The sequence below is a fragment of the Bradyrhizobium sp. T-12 genome (genome assembly GCF_058314695.1).
The window spans coordinates 6,545,759-6,561,137 of record NZ_CM177756.1 but is presented as its reverse complement, the minus strand read 5'-3'; the positions used below and the strand labels follow the sequence as shown (position 1 = coordinate 6,561,137).

Genomic DNA, 15,379 nt, shown 5'->3' with positions numbered 1-15,379 from the left:
GTGATCGCCCGCCTTCGCGGGCGATCACAGCGGAATGTGAGGCGGCCTACGCCGCTCCGATCAATATCCCCACCGCCAGCACGATGGCGCCGCCGAGCACGATCTGGAACACGGCCTGAAGGAACGGCGTGTCCATGTAGCGAGAGCGGATGAAGGCGATCGCCCACAATTCGAAGAACACCACGACGCAGGCGATCGCCGTTGCGATCCAGAATGCATTGGCCCAACTGTCGGGCACGAGATAGGGCGCGGTGTGGCCGAGGCCGCCGAGCGTCGTCATCGCACCGCAGGTGACGCCGCGCAGCCAGGGCGAGCCGCGCCCGGTCAGCGAGCCGTCGTCGGACAGTGCTTCCGCAAAGCCCATGCTGATGCCGGCGCCGATCGAGGCCGCAAGGCCGACCAGGAACGTCTGCCAGTTCTGATGGGTGGCGAAGGCGGCCGCGAACAGCGGTGCCAGTGTCGAGACCGAACCATCCATCAGGCCGGCGAGGCCCGGCTGCACATATTGCAGCACGAACATCCGTCGCCGTGTGCGATCCTCCTCGGCGCGCACGTCCGGTTTCAGGATCTCGTCGGTCAATCTGGCGGCGGTGTGCTCATGGCCCTTCTCCGCTTCGGCGAGGTCGCCCAGCAGCCGGCGCACGTTGACGTCCTCGGCCTGCTCGGCGGCCTTCGCATAGAAGCGCTCGGCCTCGAGCTCCATGGTCTCGACTTCCCGGCGGATGGTGTCGAGCGGCAGGTTCTTGGTCAGCCAGATCGGGCGGCGGCGCAGAAAGCCCTTGACGTCCTCGCGACGGATCGGCGGCAAATGCTGGCCGAAGCGCTGCTCGTACAATTCCAGCAGCATATGGCGATGGCCGCGTTCTTCCTCGGCCATTTGCTCGAACAGCTTGGCCGAGTCCGGATAGCGTTCCTTCAGATCCTCGGCGAAGGCCATGTAGATGCGGCTGTCTTCCTCCTCGGAGGAAATCGCGACCGCCAGCACCTCGCGTTCGGTCAGTTCGGCAAAAGTCTTCACGGCAGCCCTGTCTTACAGTTTAGAATTATTCTAAACTATATAGGCGGCCGTTGTTCCCGGGTCAAATCAAGCCGTATCGGCTTTGGCGAGAAACGCCAGCAGCAGCCGGCTAACCTCGGCCGATTGCTCCTGCTGCACCCAATGGCCCGCGCCGTCGACGAGATGGCAACTGAGCATCTTCGTGCAGCCGCGCCCCTGCATGGCCTCGAACACACCGGGGCGCTGATACGTGCCCCAATCCTGCTGGCCCGAGATGAAGCAGGAGGGCACGTCGATGCTGCGACCGGAGAACAGTTGCATCTCGCTGTTCAACGTGCCCGACGTGCCGTAGCGATACCATTGCAAGCCGCCCTGGAATCCGGTGCGGCCATATTCGGCGCTGTAAAAAGCGAGATCGCTGTCGGGCAGCCATTGGTTGGCGGCGATCGCGGCCGGCGAAGGCATCTCCTTCGCCACCGTCTCGGCCATGGTCTCGCCGGCGTCCATCACGTAATAGGTCGGCAGCTTCGCCAGCTCGTTCGCCGACCACGATGTCAGCGGATACGGCTTGTTGCCGGCCCAGCCGGCGCTCTTGTGATGATAATAGGCGCGCAGGAAATCATGCACGCCCTGCGGCGCGTGCTGCATGTCGGCGTTGGCCGCGCGTGTCGCGTAGTACCATTGATAATGCTTGCGCGGACGCGGCAGCGCGGCGAGTTCGCGATGCACGGGGTCTTCGATCGCAGGCTTGGCCGGTGCATCGACCGTATTGAAAGGCAGCGGCGGCGCTCCGCCGAACGGCGCGCTCATCAGCGTCACCGAGCGAAACACGTCGGGCCTGATCAGCGCGCACCAGGCCGCAACCGGACTGCCGAAATCATGCCCGACGACGTCGACGTGCCTGTAGCCGAATGCCGACACCAAAGCGAGCGCGTCGCGCACGAGGTTGAGGAGCGAGAACGGCGTGAGATCGCCGTCGTAGTCCGCGCTCCATCCTGTGGTGCGGCCATAGCCGCGCTGGTCCGGCGCGATAACGTGATAGCCGGCTGCGGCCAGTGCCGGCATCACCTTGCGCCAGGAGAAGGCCAGCTCCGGAAAGCCGTGCAGCAAAAGGATACAGCGCCGCCCCTTGGCCTCGAAGCCGGCCTCCAGCACATGCATGCGCAGGCCGTTGACGCCATCGACATAACGCGAGCGGATGCCGGCGGGCAGGGGGATGTCGGGGAGTGCCGTCATAGGTTTCTCCACACGGGCATTATCGTAGGGTGGGTTAGCGTAGCGTAACCCACCTCTTCCGTCTCCGAGGAGGCAGAAGTGGTGGGTTACGCCTTCGGCTAACCCACCCTACTGCATCTTCGCTATACCGCCTCACACACGAACGCATTGCCCTTACGTCGGATCTTCCCGACCGACGGCGAGGGGAAATGCGCCGTGCAGCACAGCGTATCCGTGTCGCAATAGCGTTCCAGGAAACCGCGTCGCGTCTTCGCGGCAGCCGCGGGATCGACGTCGAACTTGATCGACAGCTCCGGATAGAGCGTCTGCAGCGGCGAGTGCATGAGGTCGCCGGAGAACACGGCGTCGTCCCGGCCGCGGCCCATGGTGATGGCGATATGGCCGGGCGTGTGGCCGGGTGTCGGCAGGATGCGGACGTGGTCGCCGATCTCATGATCGTTGCCGACGAGTTCGTGACGTTTCGCCTCGACCACCGGCAGCACGCTGTCGACGAAAGGGGGAATCTCCGTCTTCGTGTTCTGCGCGGACCAATGATCGAATTCCTGCCGGGCAAAGACGTAGCGCGCCTTAGGGAAGGTCGGGACCCAGCGGCCGTTCTCGAGCCGCGTATTCCAGCCGACGTGATCGACATGCAGATGCGTGCACATCACGAAGTCGATGTCATCGACCGAGAAGCCGGCGGCACCCAGAGCACGCAAATACGTGTCGTCAGTCTTCATATTCCATTTGGGGCGATTGGGCCGCGGCTTGTCGTTGCCGATGCAGCTGTCGACAAGAATGGTATGATGCGGCGTCTTCACCACGTAAGACTGGAAGCACAGCAGCAGCACGTCCTGTTCGTCCAGCGCCTTCGCCTCGCGCATCCACGTCCGGTTCTCGGCCAGCACGTCCGGCGTCAGTCCCGGCAGCATCTCCAGTGCCGGGACGAACGAGGTTTCCTGCTCGATGATGCGATGGATGGTGAGATCGCCGACCGAGAACTTCAGGCTCATGAGAACTCCAGCAATTATGCGGCCGGCGGCACCGAGATCTTCACGGAGGGCCGCTCCAGCATCTTCTGGTGGAAGGCATCGAGCTTCGGATAGGCCTTGCGCCAGCCGCAATCGGCGAAGCGGAAGTCGGCGTAGCCGAGCACGCAGACGAGGCCGATCTGCGAGATGTCGAACGGGCCGTTCAGCACCTCAGGCATGTTCTCGAAGCGCGCCATGCCGGTCCAGGCCCTGTTCCAATGGTCGTCCGACCAGGCCTGCCATTGCAGGCCCTGCGGCCGCACCATCTTCTCGTAGCGGCACAGCAGCATGGAATCGAGCATGCCGTTGATCAGGGAGTGATTGGTCTTGGCCTTCCAGCGTCGCGGGCCGTAGTCCGGGATCAGGCTGCCGCCGGCCATCTCGTTGAGATATTCGACGATGACGTAGGAATCCAAAATGACGTCGCCGTCATTGGTGATCAGCACCGGCAGCTTCTTCAGCGGCGTGATCTTCGAATAGTCCTCATTGGCCGTGCCCGGCGCGACGGCCGCCGGCGTGAATTCGATCTTGTCGATCAGCCCGAGCTCGATCGCCGCGATGCGCACCTTGCGGGCGAAGGGCGAGGCGGGGGAGAAGGAGAGTTTCATGATGGACCAATCCCTGCAATCGATCTTGTACGAACGGTGTCTCCTCCGTCATGGCCGGGCTCGACCCGGCCATCCACGCGTCGCCGCGTGGCAAGACTGTGAGACGTGGATGCCCGGGTCGAGCCCGGGCATGACGACGGAGCGTGTAGGCGCAGCTTACGCCGCCACGATCTCCTGCCTCTGCTCGCCGAGGCCCTCGATGCCGAGCGTGATGACGTCGCCGACATTGAGGAAGGTCGGCGGCTTCATGCCGAGACCGACGCCGGGCGGCGTGCCCGTGGTGATGACGTCGCCGGGCAGCAGCGTCATGAACTGCGAGACGTAGGAAATGCACTTGGCCATGGAGAAGATCATGGTCTTGGTCGAGCCAGTCTGGCGGCGCTGGCCATTGACGTCGAGCCACATCGACAGGTTCTGCACGTCCTTGATCTCGTCCTTGGTCGCGAGCCACGGTCCGAGCGGACCGAACGTGTCGTGCGACTTGCCCTTGGTCCACTGCCCCAGGCGCTCGATCTGGAAAGCGCGCTCGGAGACGTCGTTGCAGACGCAGTAGCCGGCGACGTGGTTCAGCGCGTCGGCTTCCGAGACGTATTTCGCACGGGTGCCGATGATGGCGGCGATCTCGACTTCCCAGTCGAGCTTGGTCGAGCCTCGCGGCTTCTCGACAGCGTCGTTCGGGCCGGAGAGCGAGGTGTTGGCCTTCATGAAGATGATCGGCTCGCTCGGGATGTCGGCGCCGGTCTCCTTGGCGTGGTCGGAATAGTTGAGGCCGATCGCGACGAATTTCGAGATGCCGGTGACGGGGGCGCCGAACCGCGGCTTGCCGGAAACCGCAGGCAGCGAGGCAGGATCGAGGCCCGCCAGCTTCTTCAGGCTCTCCGGCGAATAGGCCTCGCCCGTGAGGTCCTTCAGATGCGCCGACAGGTCGCGCAACTGGCCGGATTTGTCGATCAGGCCGGGCTTTTCCGCACCCTTCTCGCCGTAACGAACAAGCTTCATTCTCGTTTCTCCCTGGAGATTGGACCGATCGGTTAACAGCTTCATGGAACAGGGCGGCGGGAAATTCAACCGCCGAAAAGGGGGCGCATTGCAGCCCCCCAATTCGGTGGGCAAGGGCGGTCTCGTGTCCCGGACGCGGCGCAGCGCAGCGGTGCGGCGCACAGCCGGGACCCAGAATGCCCCGAGCATGGCCCCGGCTTAGCAGCGCATCACTTCGCGCTGCGCAGCATCCGGGGCACGAGGCCTAATCCAGCGCCACGAACCTGAACGCGTCGCCGTCCCGCTTGATGTGCCCGGCCGAGAAATGCCCGCCGATCACCAGCGTCGGGGTGTCGGCAAAGCGGCCGAACAATTCGCGCCGCGTCTCGGCCGATTGCGCCTGGTCGGAATCCGCGGTCGAGGACCAGTCGAGATGTGCCATCTGGCAGGGGTGATGGGCGACGTCACCCGTGAGCAGGCCTTGCTCGCCGCCGGACTGGATGAGAATGCTCATATGGCCGGGGCTGTGGCCCGGCGTCGGGATCATGCTGATCTCCTCGCAAAGCCGGTGGTCGCTCGGGATCAGATCGGCCCTGCCGGCAGCGACGATCGGCTGCACGGAATCCTCAAACACGGCCCGCTTGTCCGGCTCGGTGGAGTGGTCGTGCCAGTGCTCGTATTCGGTCTTGCCGAAGACGTAGCGCGCGTTCGCAAAGGTCGGCACCCATTTGCCGTCGACCAGCTTCGTATTCCAGCCGACATGATCGACATGAAGATGCGTGCACAGCACCGTGTCGATGCTGTCGGGTGCAAAGCCCGCGGCCATCATCGTCGCCAGGAACGGCGTGGTGCGGTTGTTCCAGGTCGGAACATTGCGGCCCTGTTTGTCGTTGCCGAGGCCGGTGTCGACCACGATGCGGCGCAAAGGTGTCTCCACCACCAGCGAATGGATCGACATTTTCAGCCGGCCCTCTTCGGTGGCGAAATGCGGGATCAGCCAAGGCAATTTCTGAATCTCTGCATGGCCCGCCAGTGGCAGGATGAAGCGGGTCGAGCCGACCGTCTCCAACTCCACCACTTTCGTGATTTTGACCCGACCGACCTTCCATTGCATCCGGCGTTTCCCATGTTCCTCGCGTTGGTGGCGAAACATGCGTCGTTTCCGCCATGATGCGCAATGGATCATCTGACGCGCTGCGGCGTTATCGCCGGAACCGGAGGAGGAGCCATGCCAGAGCTTGCGATTTCCGCTGATAAGGTCGCCTTCATCATCGAGAAGGCGCGCGAATTCGACGTCAAGGAGGGCGATTCCGATCCGGATTCCGGCTCGAACCCGAGCGATGACGATGCGCTCGATGTCCTCGAGGACGACGGCTCTGATCCTGTCGTCCAAGAACTCGGGAGCTTCATGATCGCCTTGAACGAGGACGAGCAGGTCGATCTCGTCGCGCTGACCTGGCTTGGTCGCGGCGACGGCACGATCGATGAATGGGGCGATTTGCGCGCACGCGCGGCGGAGGCGCGCACCGAGTATCGCAGCCCGCGCCGCGAAACCGTGCACTATCTGCTCGGCGAGCCCATGCTGGGCGATCTGCTCGCCGACGGGCTCGACGCATTCGGCATCGACTGGACCGACGAGCGCACGACGGCCGACTCGTCCGGGCCGAGTCAGCAGGACGAGGATGAGCCGACCAAACAGCGTTGAGGGGCACCCGACGCCCCCACATCGTCATGGCCGGGCTTGACCCGGCCATCCACGTCTTCCTACCCAGCGCAAAGAACGTGGATGCCCGGGACAAGCCCGGGCATGACGATCTTTCGTGGATCGCGCCGTTTCAGGCGCGACGCCTCACAGCGTCCCCGGGAACGCGCCGCCGTCCAGCAGGATGTTCTGCCCGGTGATGAAGCCGGCCTTGGCGCCGCACAGGAAGGCGCAGGCATAGCCGAACTCGTCGGGCTGGCCGAAGCGGCCGGCGGGGTTGAGCTTGGCGCGCTCGGCCAGGATCTGCTGCGGTGTGACGCCGCGCTTGTCGGCTTCGCCCTTCGCGGTACTGGTGAGGCGATCGGTCTCGAACGGGCCGGGCAACAGGCCATTGATGGTGACGTTGTTGATCACGGTCTTGCGCGACAGGCCGGCGATGAAGCCGGTGAGGCCGGCGCGCGCACCGTTGGAGAGGCCGAGGATGTCGATCGGCGCCTTCACCGCGGCCGAGGTGATGTTGACGATGCGGCCGAACTTGCGCCCCATCATGCCGTCCACGGTCGCCTTGATCAGCTCGATCGGGGTCAGCATGTTGGCGTCGATCGCCTTGATCCAGTTGTCGCGGGTCCAGTTGCGGAAATCGCCGGGCGGCGGGCCGCCGGCATTGTTGATCAGGATGTCGGGCTCCGGGCATGCCTTCAGCACGGCTTCGCGGCCCGCCGGCGTCGTGATGTCGCCGACGATCTCGGTGACCTTCACGTCAGGATAGGCTTTCCGGATCTCGTCCGCGGTCTTCTTCAAAGCTTCGGCGCCGCGCGCGGTCAGCGTGACGTCGACGCCGGCTTCCGCCAGCGAAATGGCACAGGCGCGGCCGAGGCCCTTGCTGGATGCGCAGACGATGGCGCGGCGACCTTTGATCCCAAGATCCACTGTTTCACTCCCGTAAATGTCAGGCAGGTTTTGGATGGCGGCACTCTAGCCAATCGCCGCGCCGCTGATAAGGGACGGGCTCGCATCAAAATGCATGCACCGGGGGCCAGCGATGCAAATGCGTTCTAGATCCGCCGCTCCTGCTTGAGGCGGTCGATCGCGGAGGCCGCTTCCGGCGGCAGCGACTTGAAGCCCATCTGCCCCGCCATGGAGAACAGCGGCCGCAGATGCGAGCCGGCGAGAAACGGCGGCTGGCGATTGGCCGGCACGATCTGGTCGAACACCAGCACCAGCGTGGTGGCGACGAGGCCGACCCTGATGGCGCCGAGCGCGGCGCCGCCAAGCCGGTCGCCGATGCCGGCCTCGCCGATGGTATCGTTCAGCGTGATGTGGCCGATATGCCCGAACAGCATGCCGACCACGACGAAGATGCCGAAGAACCAGATCCAGTTCTGCAGCAGCGGTGAATTCGGGTTGCCTGCAATCTGCGGCGCAATCAGCGGCATCAGCGCGACCGCAATCGGCGCGGCGAGGAGATAGGCGAGGATGGTCATGGCGCTGCGCAGCAGGCCGGTCCTGAAGCCGAAGCCGACCGCGATGGCGAGTGCGGCATAGACGGCGAGATCGAAACTGTTCATGAGCACAACCCTGCCTTGATGGAGCAAGTGAACGCAAGTCCGATCATTCCGGTTTCAGATCGATAAAATCGTCTGTATTGATGGCTCCAAAATTCGGGGCTACGCGCGGGATTCGTTCGAGGAAATCGTCATGTCAGGCCTATTCGACGTCAGTCAAGAAACCATCCTCGTCACTGGCGCGAGCCAGGGGCTCGGCCGGCAATTCGCCCGCGTTCTGGCGGAACATGGCGCGGCCGTGGTGCTCGCGGCGCGGCAGACGGACAAGCTGAAGAGCCTGGAAGAGGAAATCCGCGGCAAAGGCGGCCGCGCCGCGGCGGTCGCGCTCGACGTTACCGACACCGCCTCGATCGCGCCGGCCGTGGATGCCGCGGAAGCGGCGCTCGGTCCTGTCACGGTGCTGATCAACAATGCCGGCATCGCCATCGAGAAGCTCGCGACCGAGCAGACCGAGGCTGATTGGGACGCCGTGATCGGCGCCAATCTGAAGGGCGCTTATTTCCTGGCGACCGAAATCGCGCGGCGCATGATCGCGCGCAAGCAGCAAGGCAACATCGTCAACATCGCCTCGGTGCTCGGCACCGGCGTGTTGAAGGCGGTGTCGCCCTACGCGATCTCCAAGGCCGGCATCATCCAGGCGACGAAGGCGATGGCGCTGGAGCTCGCAGGCCAGAACATCCGCATCAATGCGCTCGCACCCGGCTATATCGACACCGAGATGAACCACGCCTTCTGGTCGACGCCGGCAGGCGAGCGTCTCGCCAAGCGCATCCCCCAGCGCCGCGTCGGCGCCGAGTCCGACCTCGACGGCGCCATCCTGCTGCTGGCGTCACAGGCGTCGCGTTACATGACGGGGAGTGTGGTGACCGTGGACGGCGGGTTCTTGTTGAATTGATTTTCTCCCGTCTTCCGAACAGGCGATTTTCACTCCGCTGTCGTCCCGGACAAGCGCGCCTCAAGCGCGCGCAGATCCAGGGCCCATGGCCACAAAGAGTAGTTTGGCGAGGACTTCGGAGTGACCACCTCGCGCCGCAACTTCTCCCTGTGGTTATGGATCCCCGCGTTCGCGGGGACGACCGCGGTTGACGAGGTGGGAGCCTCGCACTTCACAAGGCGGCACCATCGCTCAACTCGCCCGCATCTCCCCCCGGATCATATCCGCCGCCTTCTCCCCGATCATGATGGTCGGCGCATTGGTGTTGCCGCCGATCAGCGTCGGCATGATCGAGGCGTCGACGATGCGCAATCGCTCGACGCCGTGCACCTTCAGCGCCGGATCGACCACCGCCATCGCGTCCGTCCCCATCCTGCAGGTGCCGACGGGATGATAGACGGTGTCGACGCGCTCGCGCAGGATGGCGCGGATGTCGTCGTCGGTTCGCACGCCGGACGTGAACATGTCCTTCTTCTGCAACGCGCGCAGCGCCGGCGTCTCCATCAGCCGCCGCGTGGTCTTGAAGCCTGCGACCATCGCCTCGAGATCCTCTGCCTCGCCGAGGAAATTCGGGTCGATCATGGGAGCCGCGAGCGGATCGGCGCTTTTCAGCCATACGCTGCCGCGGCTCTTGGGCCTGAGCAGGCAGACATGGCATGAGAAACCCGCCTCCTTGTGCTTCTTGCGGCCGTGGTCGTCCAGCATCGCGATGACGAAGTGCAACTGGATGTCGGGTACGTCGAGGTCAGGCCGGGTCTTCAGAAAGCCGCCGCACTCGGCAAAATTGGTGGTCATCAGGCCGCGCCGTTCACGGCGGTATTGCTGGATGGCGCGAAGCAGGGACGGCAACCGGCCGAGCGAGGCGTGGACGAAGTGCGGATAGTCGGAGGCATAGACGAACACGAAATCCGGATGGTCCTGCAGATTACGCCCGACGCCCGGCAGATGATGCACGACGCCAATGCCGTGCGTACGGAGCGCGTCGCCATCGCCGATACCCGAGAGCATCAGCAATTGCGGTGACTGGAAGGCGCCGGAGGCGAGGATCACCTCGCGGCGGGCGCGCAACTGCTTTGTCTGCTTGCCCTGCACATACTCGACGCCGACCGCGCGGCTGCCTTCGAACAGGATCTTCGTGGCGTGCGCGCCGGTCTCGACACGCAGATTCACGCGCTTGCCCATATGGGGATCGAGATAAGCGCGCGCCGCGCTCCAGCGTTCGCCATTGTGTTGCGTCGCCTGGTAGCTGCCGAGCCCTTCATGACCCTCGCCATTGAAGTCCTCGCGAATGCGAAACTGCGCCTCGCGCGCGGCCTGATGGAACACGTCATGGATTGGGTTGTCCGTGCGCAGCCGGTTGACATGCAGCGGGCCGCCCTTGCCGTGATATTCGCCGTCGAAATCGGCATTGTTCTCCGAGCGCTTGAAATAGGGCAGCACGTCCGCATACGACCAGCCTTCATTGCCGAGCGAGGCCCAGTGGTCGTAGTCCCATTTATGGCCGCGGATATAGACCATGGCGTTGATCGCCGAGGAGCCACCGAGGCCCTTGCCGCGCGGTTGATAGCCGATACGGCCGTTCAATCCCTTCTGCGGCACGGTATCGAAGGCCCAGTTGGCCGTCTTGTAGGGCAGGGCAAGCCCGAATGGCGTGGTGATCCGCCAGCTATCGTTGCGTCCGCCCGCATCGAGCAGCGCGACGGATGTCCCCGCATCCTCCGACAGCCGCCCCGCCACGGTTGAGCCGCCCGAGCCCGCGCCCACGACGACGAAATCGAATGTATCGGTCAATGTTGTTTCCCCCCATTGTCGTCATTCCGGGGCGATGCGGAGCATCGAACCCGGAATCCATTTGGCCGCATTGTGATTGTCAGATGGATTCTCAGGTGCGCAATCGCGCACCATAGCTCGCCTCTTGGAGGCGCCCCGGAACGACACCATTTGCGTCGCCCCTACGACATGAACCGCATCAGCTTCTCCAGCCGCGCGATCTTGCCGCCATAGGGTGGATAGAGGTCGGCGAGGCGGTTGAACTTGGAGCGATAGAACACCGGCTTCAGCTTGCTGAAGGTGCGGAAGCCCCACTCGCCGTGATACGCGCCGGTGCCGGATGCGCCGACGCCGCCCATCGGCTGGTTGATTTGCGTGAAGTGAAACAGGCAGTCGTTGATGGTGACGCCGCCGGAGACGGTGCGCGCCAGCACCTCGTCCCGCGCGGCACCGTCCTTGCCGAACCAGTACAGCGCGAGCGGCCGGTCGCGACGGTTGACGAAGGCGATCGCGTCGGCCGGATCGCGATAAGCCAAAACGGGGAGCACCGGGCCAAAAATCTCCTCCTGCATCGCCGCCATCGCTTCGCTTGCATTGACGATCAGCGTCGGCGGGAATTTGCGGTGTGCCTTCCAGTTCGGATCGTCGGCCTTTGCCGGCTGCAGGATCTTGGCACCGCGCTGCGCCGCATCCGCGACCAGGCCTTCGAGCCGCGCATAATGCCGGTCCGAGATGATCGAGGTGTAGTCCTTGTTGGAGGGATCGGTGCCGAACATCCGCCGCATCTGCGCGCGCACCTTCTCGGCAAAAGCCTGCAAGGATGGCTCCGGCACCAGCACATAGTCCGGCGCGATGCACGTCTGCCCGGCATTGAGCAGCTTGCCGTAGGCGATGCGCTCGGCCGCTTCATCGAGGTCGGCCGAGGCGTCGATGATCGCGGGCGACTTGCCGCCGAGCTCGAGCGTAACAGGCGTCAGGTTGCGCCCCGCGGCCTCCGCGACCAGCCGCCCGACCCGGGTCGAGCCGGTGAACACGAGGTGATCGAACGGCAGGCGCGCAAAGGCCTCCGCGATCCCGCCCTCGATGCCGGTGACGAGCAACTCGGTCGCATCGAACCTCGTGGCGATCGTCTCCTTCAGCAGGGCAGCGAAATGCGGCGTCAGCTCGCTCGGTTTGATGAGGACGCGGTTGCCGGCGGCAAGCGCGCCGATCGCGGGCGCGAGCGTGAGCTGCAGCGGATAATTCCACGGCGCGATGATGCCGACGACGCCGAGCGGCTGCGGCATCAGGCGGTTGCGGGCGGGGAGGAATTGCAGCGCGGTCGCGACCCGCTGCGGCGCCATCCAGCTCTTCAGGTGCTTTGTGGCATGCCGGATCTCGGAGTACAGCAGCATGGTCTCGGCGATGGTGGTCTCGACGGCCGAGCGGTGGCCGAAATCGGCCGAGATCGCCTGCCGGAACCGCTCCTCATTGTCGGCGACCAGGCTGCGCAGCCGCGCCAGCCGGTCGAGCCGCTCGGCAAGCCCGGGTGTCGGTTCGTCCCGCGACCGCGCGACCATGGCGTGGAAGGCCTCCTCCAGCGCTCCGGCCGGGGCGCTCGTCAGGGATTTGTCCACGGCGTTCCTCCCTCGAGGGCGCGTTCGGCCCTCATCTTGTTGCCGCAAGCTGGCTCTTTGTGGAACTTCTGGCAAGAGCGTGGGGAATACAGCGGAAATCGGTCGCTTGCCCTGTCATAAAGTCGAAAAAAACGTTCCCGCAGCCCTTTCCAAAGCCAGCCCGCCTTGATACATACGCCCCGCACCCGACGGGCTTTTGCCCCGGGGTTGCCTTCCAAGGAAGCCTTTGGGACGGACGAGACAAGCCACGCGAACAGCGCCGGCCTCAACCGATCGTCCCCAGGATTTAACCGAAGGCAAAGCAAGTGTTTAACGCGGGGTGGAGCAGCCCGGTAGCTCGTCAGGCTCATAACCTGAAGGTCATAGGTTCAAATCCTATCCCCGCAACCAAATTCGGAATGACCGGTTCCGATATGAAAATGGCCCGCTTGACGCGGGCCATTTTTGTTTGGGTCATACGCCGCAGCGCCGCACCCGATTTTGCACGGAGCATGAGAGGCCAGCGGTCCACCGGCGTCGATGCCGCGTTGGCGTGCGTCGTCCGAGCAGCATGGCATGAGCGAGGGAACGTAATATCGATCCTCGCGTCATCATTGTTGCCGGATTCGTCCGGCGTTCGCTTTCCGGCTGTCATCGTTCGGAAGGGCCGCTCCCATGAACTTCGAGAATTTCGAGGCCGCCGATGTGCAGGCGGAGGAAGCGCGGATTTTCATACGCCGGGCCGGCTCGGGTCCGGCGCTTCTCCTGCTGCACGGATTTCCCCAGACCCACCTGATGTGGCGCGGCGTTGCGCCGCTGCTCGCACGGGACTTCACCGTGGTCTGCGCCGATCTTCGCGGATATGGGCGCAGCACCTGTCCGCCCTCCAGTTCGGATCACGCGCCATATTCGAAACGTGCAATGGCCAAGGACATGGCGTCCGTCATGGCGAGGCTTGGCTTCGACCGCTTCTCGGTTGCGGGCCATGATCGCGGCGGCCGTGTTGCCTATCGGCTGGCGCTCGACCATGGCGAACGCGTCGAGCATCTCGCCGTCCTCGACGTCGTTCCGATCGCCGATGCCTGGGAGCGCGCCGACAAGAAGCTGGCGGTCGGCTATTGGCCCTGGTCATTGCTCGCGCAGCCTGAACCTCTTCCCGAGCGACTCCTGTCCGCAGCGCCCGATGCCGTCGTCGACAATGCGCTCCATGGCTGGGGATCGACGGCAGACAGTTTCAGCCCGGCCGTCCGCACAGCCTATGTCGAGGCGTTGCGCGATGAGGCGCATGTTCATGCGATCTGCGAGGAATATCGCGCGGCGGCGACCATCGATCACGAGCACGATCTGGCGGATCGCAATTCCGGCCGCCGCATCGATTGCCCCGTCCTGGTGCTCTGGAGCGGCCGCGGCCCGTTGAATTCCTGGTACGCGAGCGAGGGAGGTCCCTTAGGCGTGTGGCGGGCCTGGGCCGATGATTTGCAAGGCAAGCCGCTTGATGGAGGGCACTTCTTCCCCGAGGAGCTTCCGCAGCAGACCGCGAACGAATTGCACCGGTTTTTCGGCAGGCAATAGGCACCACACAACAAAAGCGCGGGCCGACAAAGCATCGGCCCGCGCCCATCAGAACGTGACGTCGCGAAGACGCAGCTTATGTCTCGGAGTGCTCCTGCCGCGCCTCTGCCGAGGTCTCCGCCTTCCGCGATTTGGTCGCGTAGGGACAGACCATGGTGAGGTTGAGCAGCCCCAGGCCGAGGCCAAGCGTGCGACCGAGGATAATCTGACCGATGGCCGAATTGACGATCATCAGCGACGGCAATTTCATGTTGCCGGTGTCGCGCAGGATGCTCGCCAAGATGTTCACGAGCCAGATCAGCACCGCGCCGCCGAAATAGATATGGCTGTAAGCGATGGCCTGGGCCAGCACGTTGCCGCGACCGCCCAGCAATTCCAGCAGCCGCGGGCCTCCGGCCAGCATGTCAAGCATGAAGACCAGGCCGAACAAGACGGCGATCAGAAGCGCGTGGGTGGCGAGGCTCTCGGCACGGTCGCGGTCACCCGCACCGAGCGCACGGGCGATCGCCGATGACACTCCGCCGCCCATGGCCGCGTGGGACATGCTCATGGTCAGCATCACGCAGGGAAGCATCAGCGCCCTCGCGGCCAGCGATTCAACCCCGAGCCGGCCGATGTAGGAGGTTTCGGCGATTACGACCAGCGTCCGGCCGAGAACGCGATGGCATTCGGCCAGGCCAGCGAGAGCAAGGTAGGCAGGATCGGTCCGTCGAGCAGCGGATTCGCGGCTGATTGCGTAGGCGGCAGCAACGGACCTTTCCTTTCCTGGCTGACGAGCGTTCAATCCCTGTAGGGGCAGACCATCGTCAGATAGAGCAGCGTCGGCGCCTTGTCATCGCCGTTGGCATATTCCCATTTCAGCCGGATCTCGTGCCTGTTCGCGTAGGCGTCGCTGGCCGCATGGGTGATGATATTGGTCTTCATCGGGATCGGCGGCTCGGAATTGAAGCACTTCCGGACGCTGGCATCGAGCAGATCGCAGCGGGTTAGCGGAATGACGCCGGGCTCGTCGTTGGAAAGCGGCGTACAGTTCGGCTGGGTGCTGAGATCGACGCGAGCCCGGCCCTTCTCCTTGTGCCAATAGGCTGCGCTCCCATCCGGCCATCTGTCGGCAGGCGTCAGGATCAGATGGTACTGGCCATACTCCACGGTCGGTAGATGAATGTCCGGCGACGCCTTCAGGACGTCCACGCTTCTCTGCATGTTTTCCAGGGGGAAATAATTGTCGTTCATCAAATCTTTGAATGACGCGCCGGTGTAAGTTCTCGAGCCCATCGCCTTTATCCCTCAATATTTCCTTGGCTTTGCCAAAATACATACAACTCCGGCGGCGCTGATCTATCTGGCCGACCGCGCCGTCGAAAATGTGCCCCATCTTTGCTGGGATGACCCACGCTACCACTCAGGACTGT

General features: G+C 64.1%; 14 protein-coding genes, 1 tRNA gene and 1 pseudogene. 4 read left to right on the top strand and 12 right to left on the bottom strand.

Translation table 11 applies throughout. From position 1 onward, the window contains the following. Nucleotides 1–46 precede the first annotated feature (46 nt). The 6 genes from mbfA to AC0WRY_RS31255 all read right to left on the bottom strand — a co-directional run bounded on the left by mbfA (nucleotide 47) and on the right by AC0WRY_RS31255 (nucleotide 5,943). Nucleotides 47–1,018 carry an iron exporter MbfA gene (mbfA, locus tag AC0WRY_RS31280; RefSeq protein ID WP_194404565.1) on the bottom strand — a complete coding sequence of 324 codons (972 nt, stop codon included), beginning with the start codon at nucleotides 1,016–1,018 and terminating at the stop codon, nucleotides 47–49. A gap of 66 nt (nucleotides 1,019–1,084) precedes the next feature. Continuing rightward, on the bottom strand, nucleotides 1,085–2,233 hold the full coding sequence (locus AC0WRY_RS31275; RefSeq protein ID WP_491122289.1) for an alpha/beta fold hydrolase: 1,149 nt from the start codon (nucleotides 2,231–2,233) through the stop codon (nucleotides 1,085–1,087). A 122-nt stretch (nucleotides 2,234–2,355) separates the two neighbouring features. Further along, nucleotides 2,356–3,225 (bottom strand): MBL fold metallo-hydrolase, encoded by an 870-nt coding sequence (locus tag AC0WRY_RS31270; protein ID WP_491122288.1) that lies wholly within the window; start codon nucleotides 3,223–3,225, stop codon nucleotides 2,356–2,358. A gap of 14 nt (nucleotides 3,226–3,239) precedes the next feature. Next, entirely contained in the window at nucleotides 3,240–3,851 is a 612-nt protein-coding gene (locus AC0WRY_RS31265; protein ID WP_194404562.1) for a glutathione S-transferase family protein, read from the bottom strand. Nucleotides 3,852–4,007: 156 nt separating this feature from the next. Continuing rightward, entirely contained in the window at nucleotides 4,008–4,850 is an 843-nt protein-coding gene (locus tag AC0WRY_RS31260; RefSeq protein ID WP_194404561.1) for a fumarylacetoacetate hydrolase family protein, read from the bottom strand. A gap of 244 nt (nucleotides 4,851–5,094) precedes the next feature. Further along, nucleotides 5,095–5,943: an MBL fold metallo-hydrolase gene (locus AC0WRY_RS31255; protein WP_491122287.1), complete on the bottom strand. Its 849-nt coding sequence runs from the start codon at nucleotides 5,941–5,943 to the stop codon at nucleotides 5,095–5,097. A 114-nt stretch (nucleotides 5,944–6,057) separates the two neighbouring features. Here AC0WRY_RS31255 and AC0WRY_RS31250 point away from each other — a divergent pair, with 114 nt between their 5' ends. After that, nucleotides 6,058–6,534: a DUF3775 domain-containing protein gene (locus AC0WRY_RS31250; RefSeq protein WP_194404559.1), complete on the top strand. Its 477-nt coding sequence runs from the start codon at nucleotides 6,058–6,060 to the stop codon at nucleotides 6,532–6,534. Between the two features lie 144 nt (nucleotides 6,535–6,678). On the opposite strand, the gene AC0WRY_RS31245 is transcribed toward AC0WRY_RS31250, so the two are convergent. Continuing rightward, nucleotides 6,679–7,461, bottom strand: coding sequence for an SDR family oxidoreductase (locus AC0WRY_RS31245; protein ID WP_491122286.1), 783 nt, complete (start codon nucleotides 7,459–7,461; stop codon nucleotides 6,679–6,681). A gap of 125 nt (nucleotides 7,462–7,586) precedes the next feature. Beyond that, a complete protein-coding gene (locus AC0WRY_RS31240) occupies nucleotides 7,587–8,099 on the bottom strand; it encodes a CvpA family protein (protein WP_194404557.1) in 513 nt (170 codons plus the stop codon). Nucleotides 8,100–8,229: 130 nt separating this feature from the next. Between AC0WRY_RS31240 and AC0WRY_RS31235 the strand changes: the two genes are divergently transcribed. Next, on the top strand, nucleotides 8,230–8,991 hold the full coding sequence (locus tag AC0WRY_RS31235) for an SDR family oxidoreductase (protein WP_211415794.1): 762 nt from the start codon (nucleotides 8,230–8,232) through the stop codon (nucleotides 8,989–8,991). 231 nt (nucleotides 8,992–9,222) lie between these two features. Here the strand turns inward: AC0WRY_RS31235 and AC0WRY_RS31230 are convergent, their stop codons facing one another. After that, a complete protein-coding gene (locus tag AC0WRY_RS31230) occupies nucleotides 9,223–10,821 on the bottom strand; it encodes a GMC family oxidoreductase (protein ID WP_491122285.1) in 1,599 nt (532 codons plus the stop codon). Nucleotides 10,822–10,982: 161 nt separating this feature from the next. Beyond that, a complete protein-coding gene (locus AC0WRY_RS31225; protein ID WP_491123520.1) occupies nucleotides 10,983–12,359 on the bottom strand; it encodes a coniferyl aldehyde dehydrogenase in 1,377 nt (458 codons plus the stop codon). Between the two features lie 370 nt (nucleotides 12,360–12,729). Between AC0WRY_RS31225 and AC0WRY_RS31220 the strand changes: the two genes are divergently transcribed. After that, nucleotides 12,730–12,806, top strand: a tRNA-Met gene (locus tag AC0WRY_RS31220). A gap of 264 nt (nucleotides 12,807–13,070) precedes the next feature. Beyond that, a complete protein-coding gene (locus AC0WRY_RS31215) occupies nucleotides 13,071–13,967 on the top strand; it encodes an alpha/beta fold hydrolase (protein WP_194404553.1) in 897 nt (298 codons plus the stop codon). Nucleotides 13,968–14,136: 169 nt separating this feature from the next. On the opposite strand, the pseudogene AC0WRY_RS31210 reads toward AC0WRY_RS31215, so the two are convergent. Together AC0WRY_RS31210 and AC0WRY_RS31205 are read right to left on the bottom strand one after the other, a co-directional pair. Next, nucleotides 14,137–14,717, bottom strand: a pseudogene (locus AC0WRY_RS31210) (MATE family efflux transporter); the annotation flags it as partial. A gap of 30 nt (nucleotides 14,718–14,747) precedes the next feature. Then, nucleotides 14,748–15,242 carry a hypothetical protein gene (locus AC0WRY_RS31205; protein WP_491122284.1) on the bottom strand — a complete coding sequence of 165 codons (495 nt, stop codon included), beginning with the start codon at nucleotides 15,240–15,242 and terminating at the stop codon, nucleotides 14,748–14,750. Nucleotides 15,243–15,379: the final 137 nt, after the last annotated feature.

What these genes read in the sequence shown, in the direction of transcription:
- AC0WRY_RS31255 (WP_491122287.1), bottom strand. Translation starts at nt 5,943, where the DNA reads ATGCAATGGAAGGTCGGTCGGGTCAAAATCACGAAAGTGGTGGAGTTG.
- AC0WRY_RS31235 (WP_211415794.1), top strand. Translation starts at nt 8,230, where the DNA reads ATGTCAGGCCTATTCGACGTCAGTCAAGAAACCATCCTCGTCACTGGC.
- AC0WRY_RS31265 (WP_194404562.1), bottom strand. Translation starts at nt 3,851, where the DNA reads ATGAAACTCTCCTTCTCCCCCGCCTCGCCCTTCGCCCGCAAGGTGCGC.
- AC0WRY_RS31260 (WP_194404561.1), bottom strand. Translation starts at nt 4,850, where the DNA reads ATGAAGCTTGTTCGTTACGGCGAGAAGGGTGCGGAAAAGCCCGGCCTG.
- AC0WRY_RS31215 (WP_194404553.1), top strand. Translation starts at nt 13,071, where the DNA reads ATGAACTTCGAGAATTTCGAGGCCGCCGATGTGCAGGCGGAGGAAGCG.
- AC0WRY_RS31275 (WP_491122289.1), bottom strand. Translation starts at nt 2,233, where the DNA reads ATGACGGCACTCCCCGACATCCCCCTGCCCGCCGGCATCCGCTCGCGT.
- AC0WRY_RS31225 (WP_491123520.1), bottom strand. Translation starts at nt 12,359, where the DNA reads ATGGTCGCGCGGTCGCGGGACGAACCGACACCCGGGCTTGCCGAGCGG.
- AC0WRY_RS31240 (WP_194404557.1), bottom strand. Translation starts at nt 8,099, where the DNA reads ATGAACAGTTTCGATCTCGCCGTCTATGCCGCACTCGCCATCGCGGTC.
- AC0WRY_RS31270 (WP_491122288.1), bottom strand. Translation starts at nt 3,225, where the DNA reads ATGAGCCTGAAGTTCTCGGTCGGCGATCTCACCATCCATCGCATCATC.
- AC0WRY_RS31205 (WP_491122284.1), bottom strand. Translation starts at nt 15,242, where the DNA reads ATGGGCTCGAGAACTTACACCGGCGCGTCATTCAAAGATTTGATGAAC.
- AC0WRY_RS31250 (WP_194404559.1), top strand. Translation starts at nt 6,058, where the DNA reads ATGCCAGAGCTTGCGATTTCCGCTGATAAGGTCGCCTTCATCATCGAG.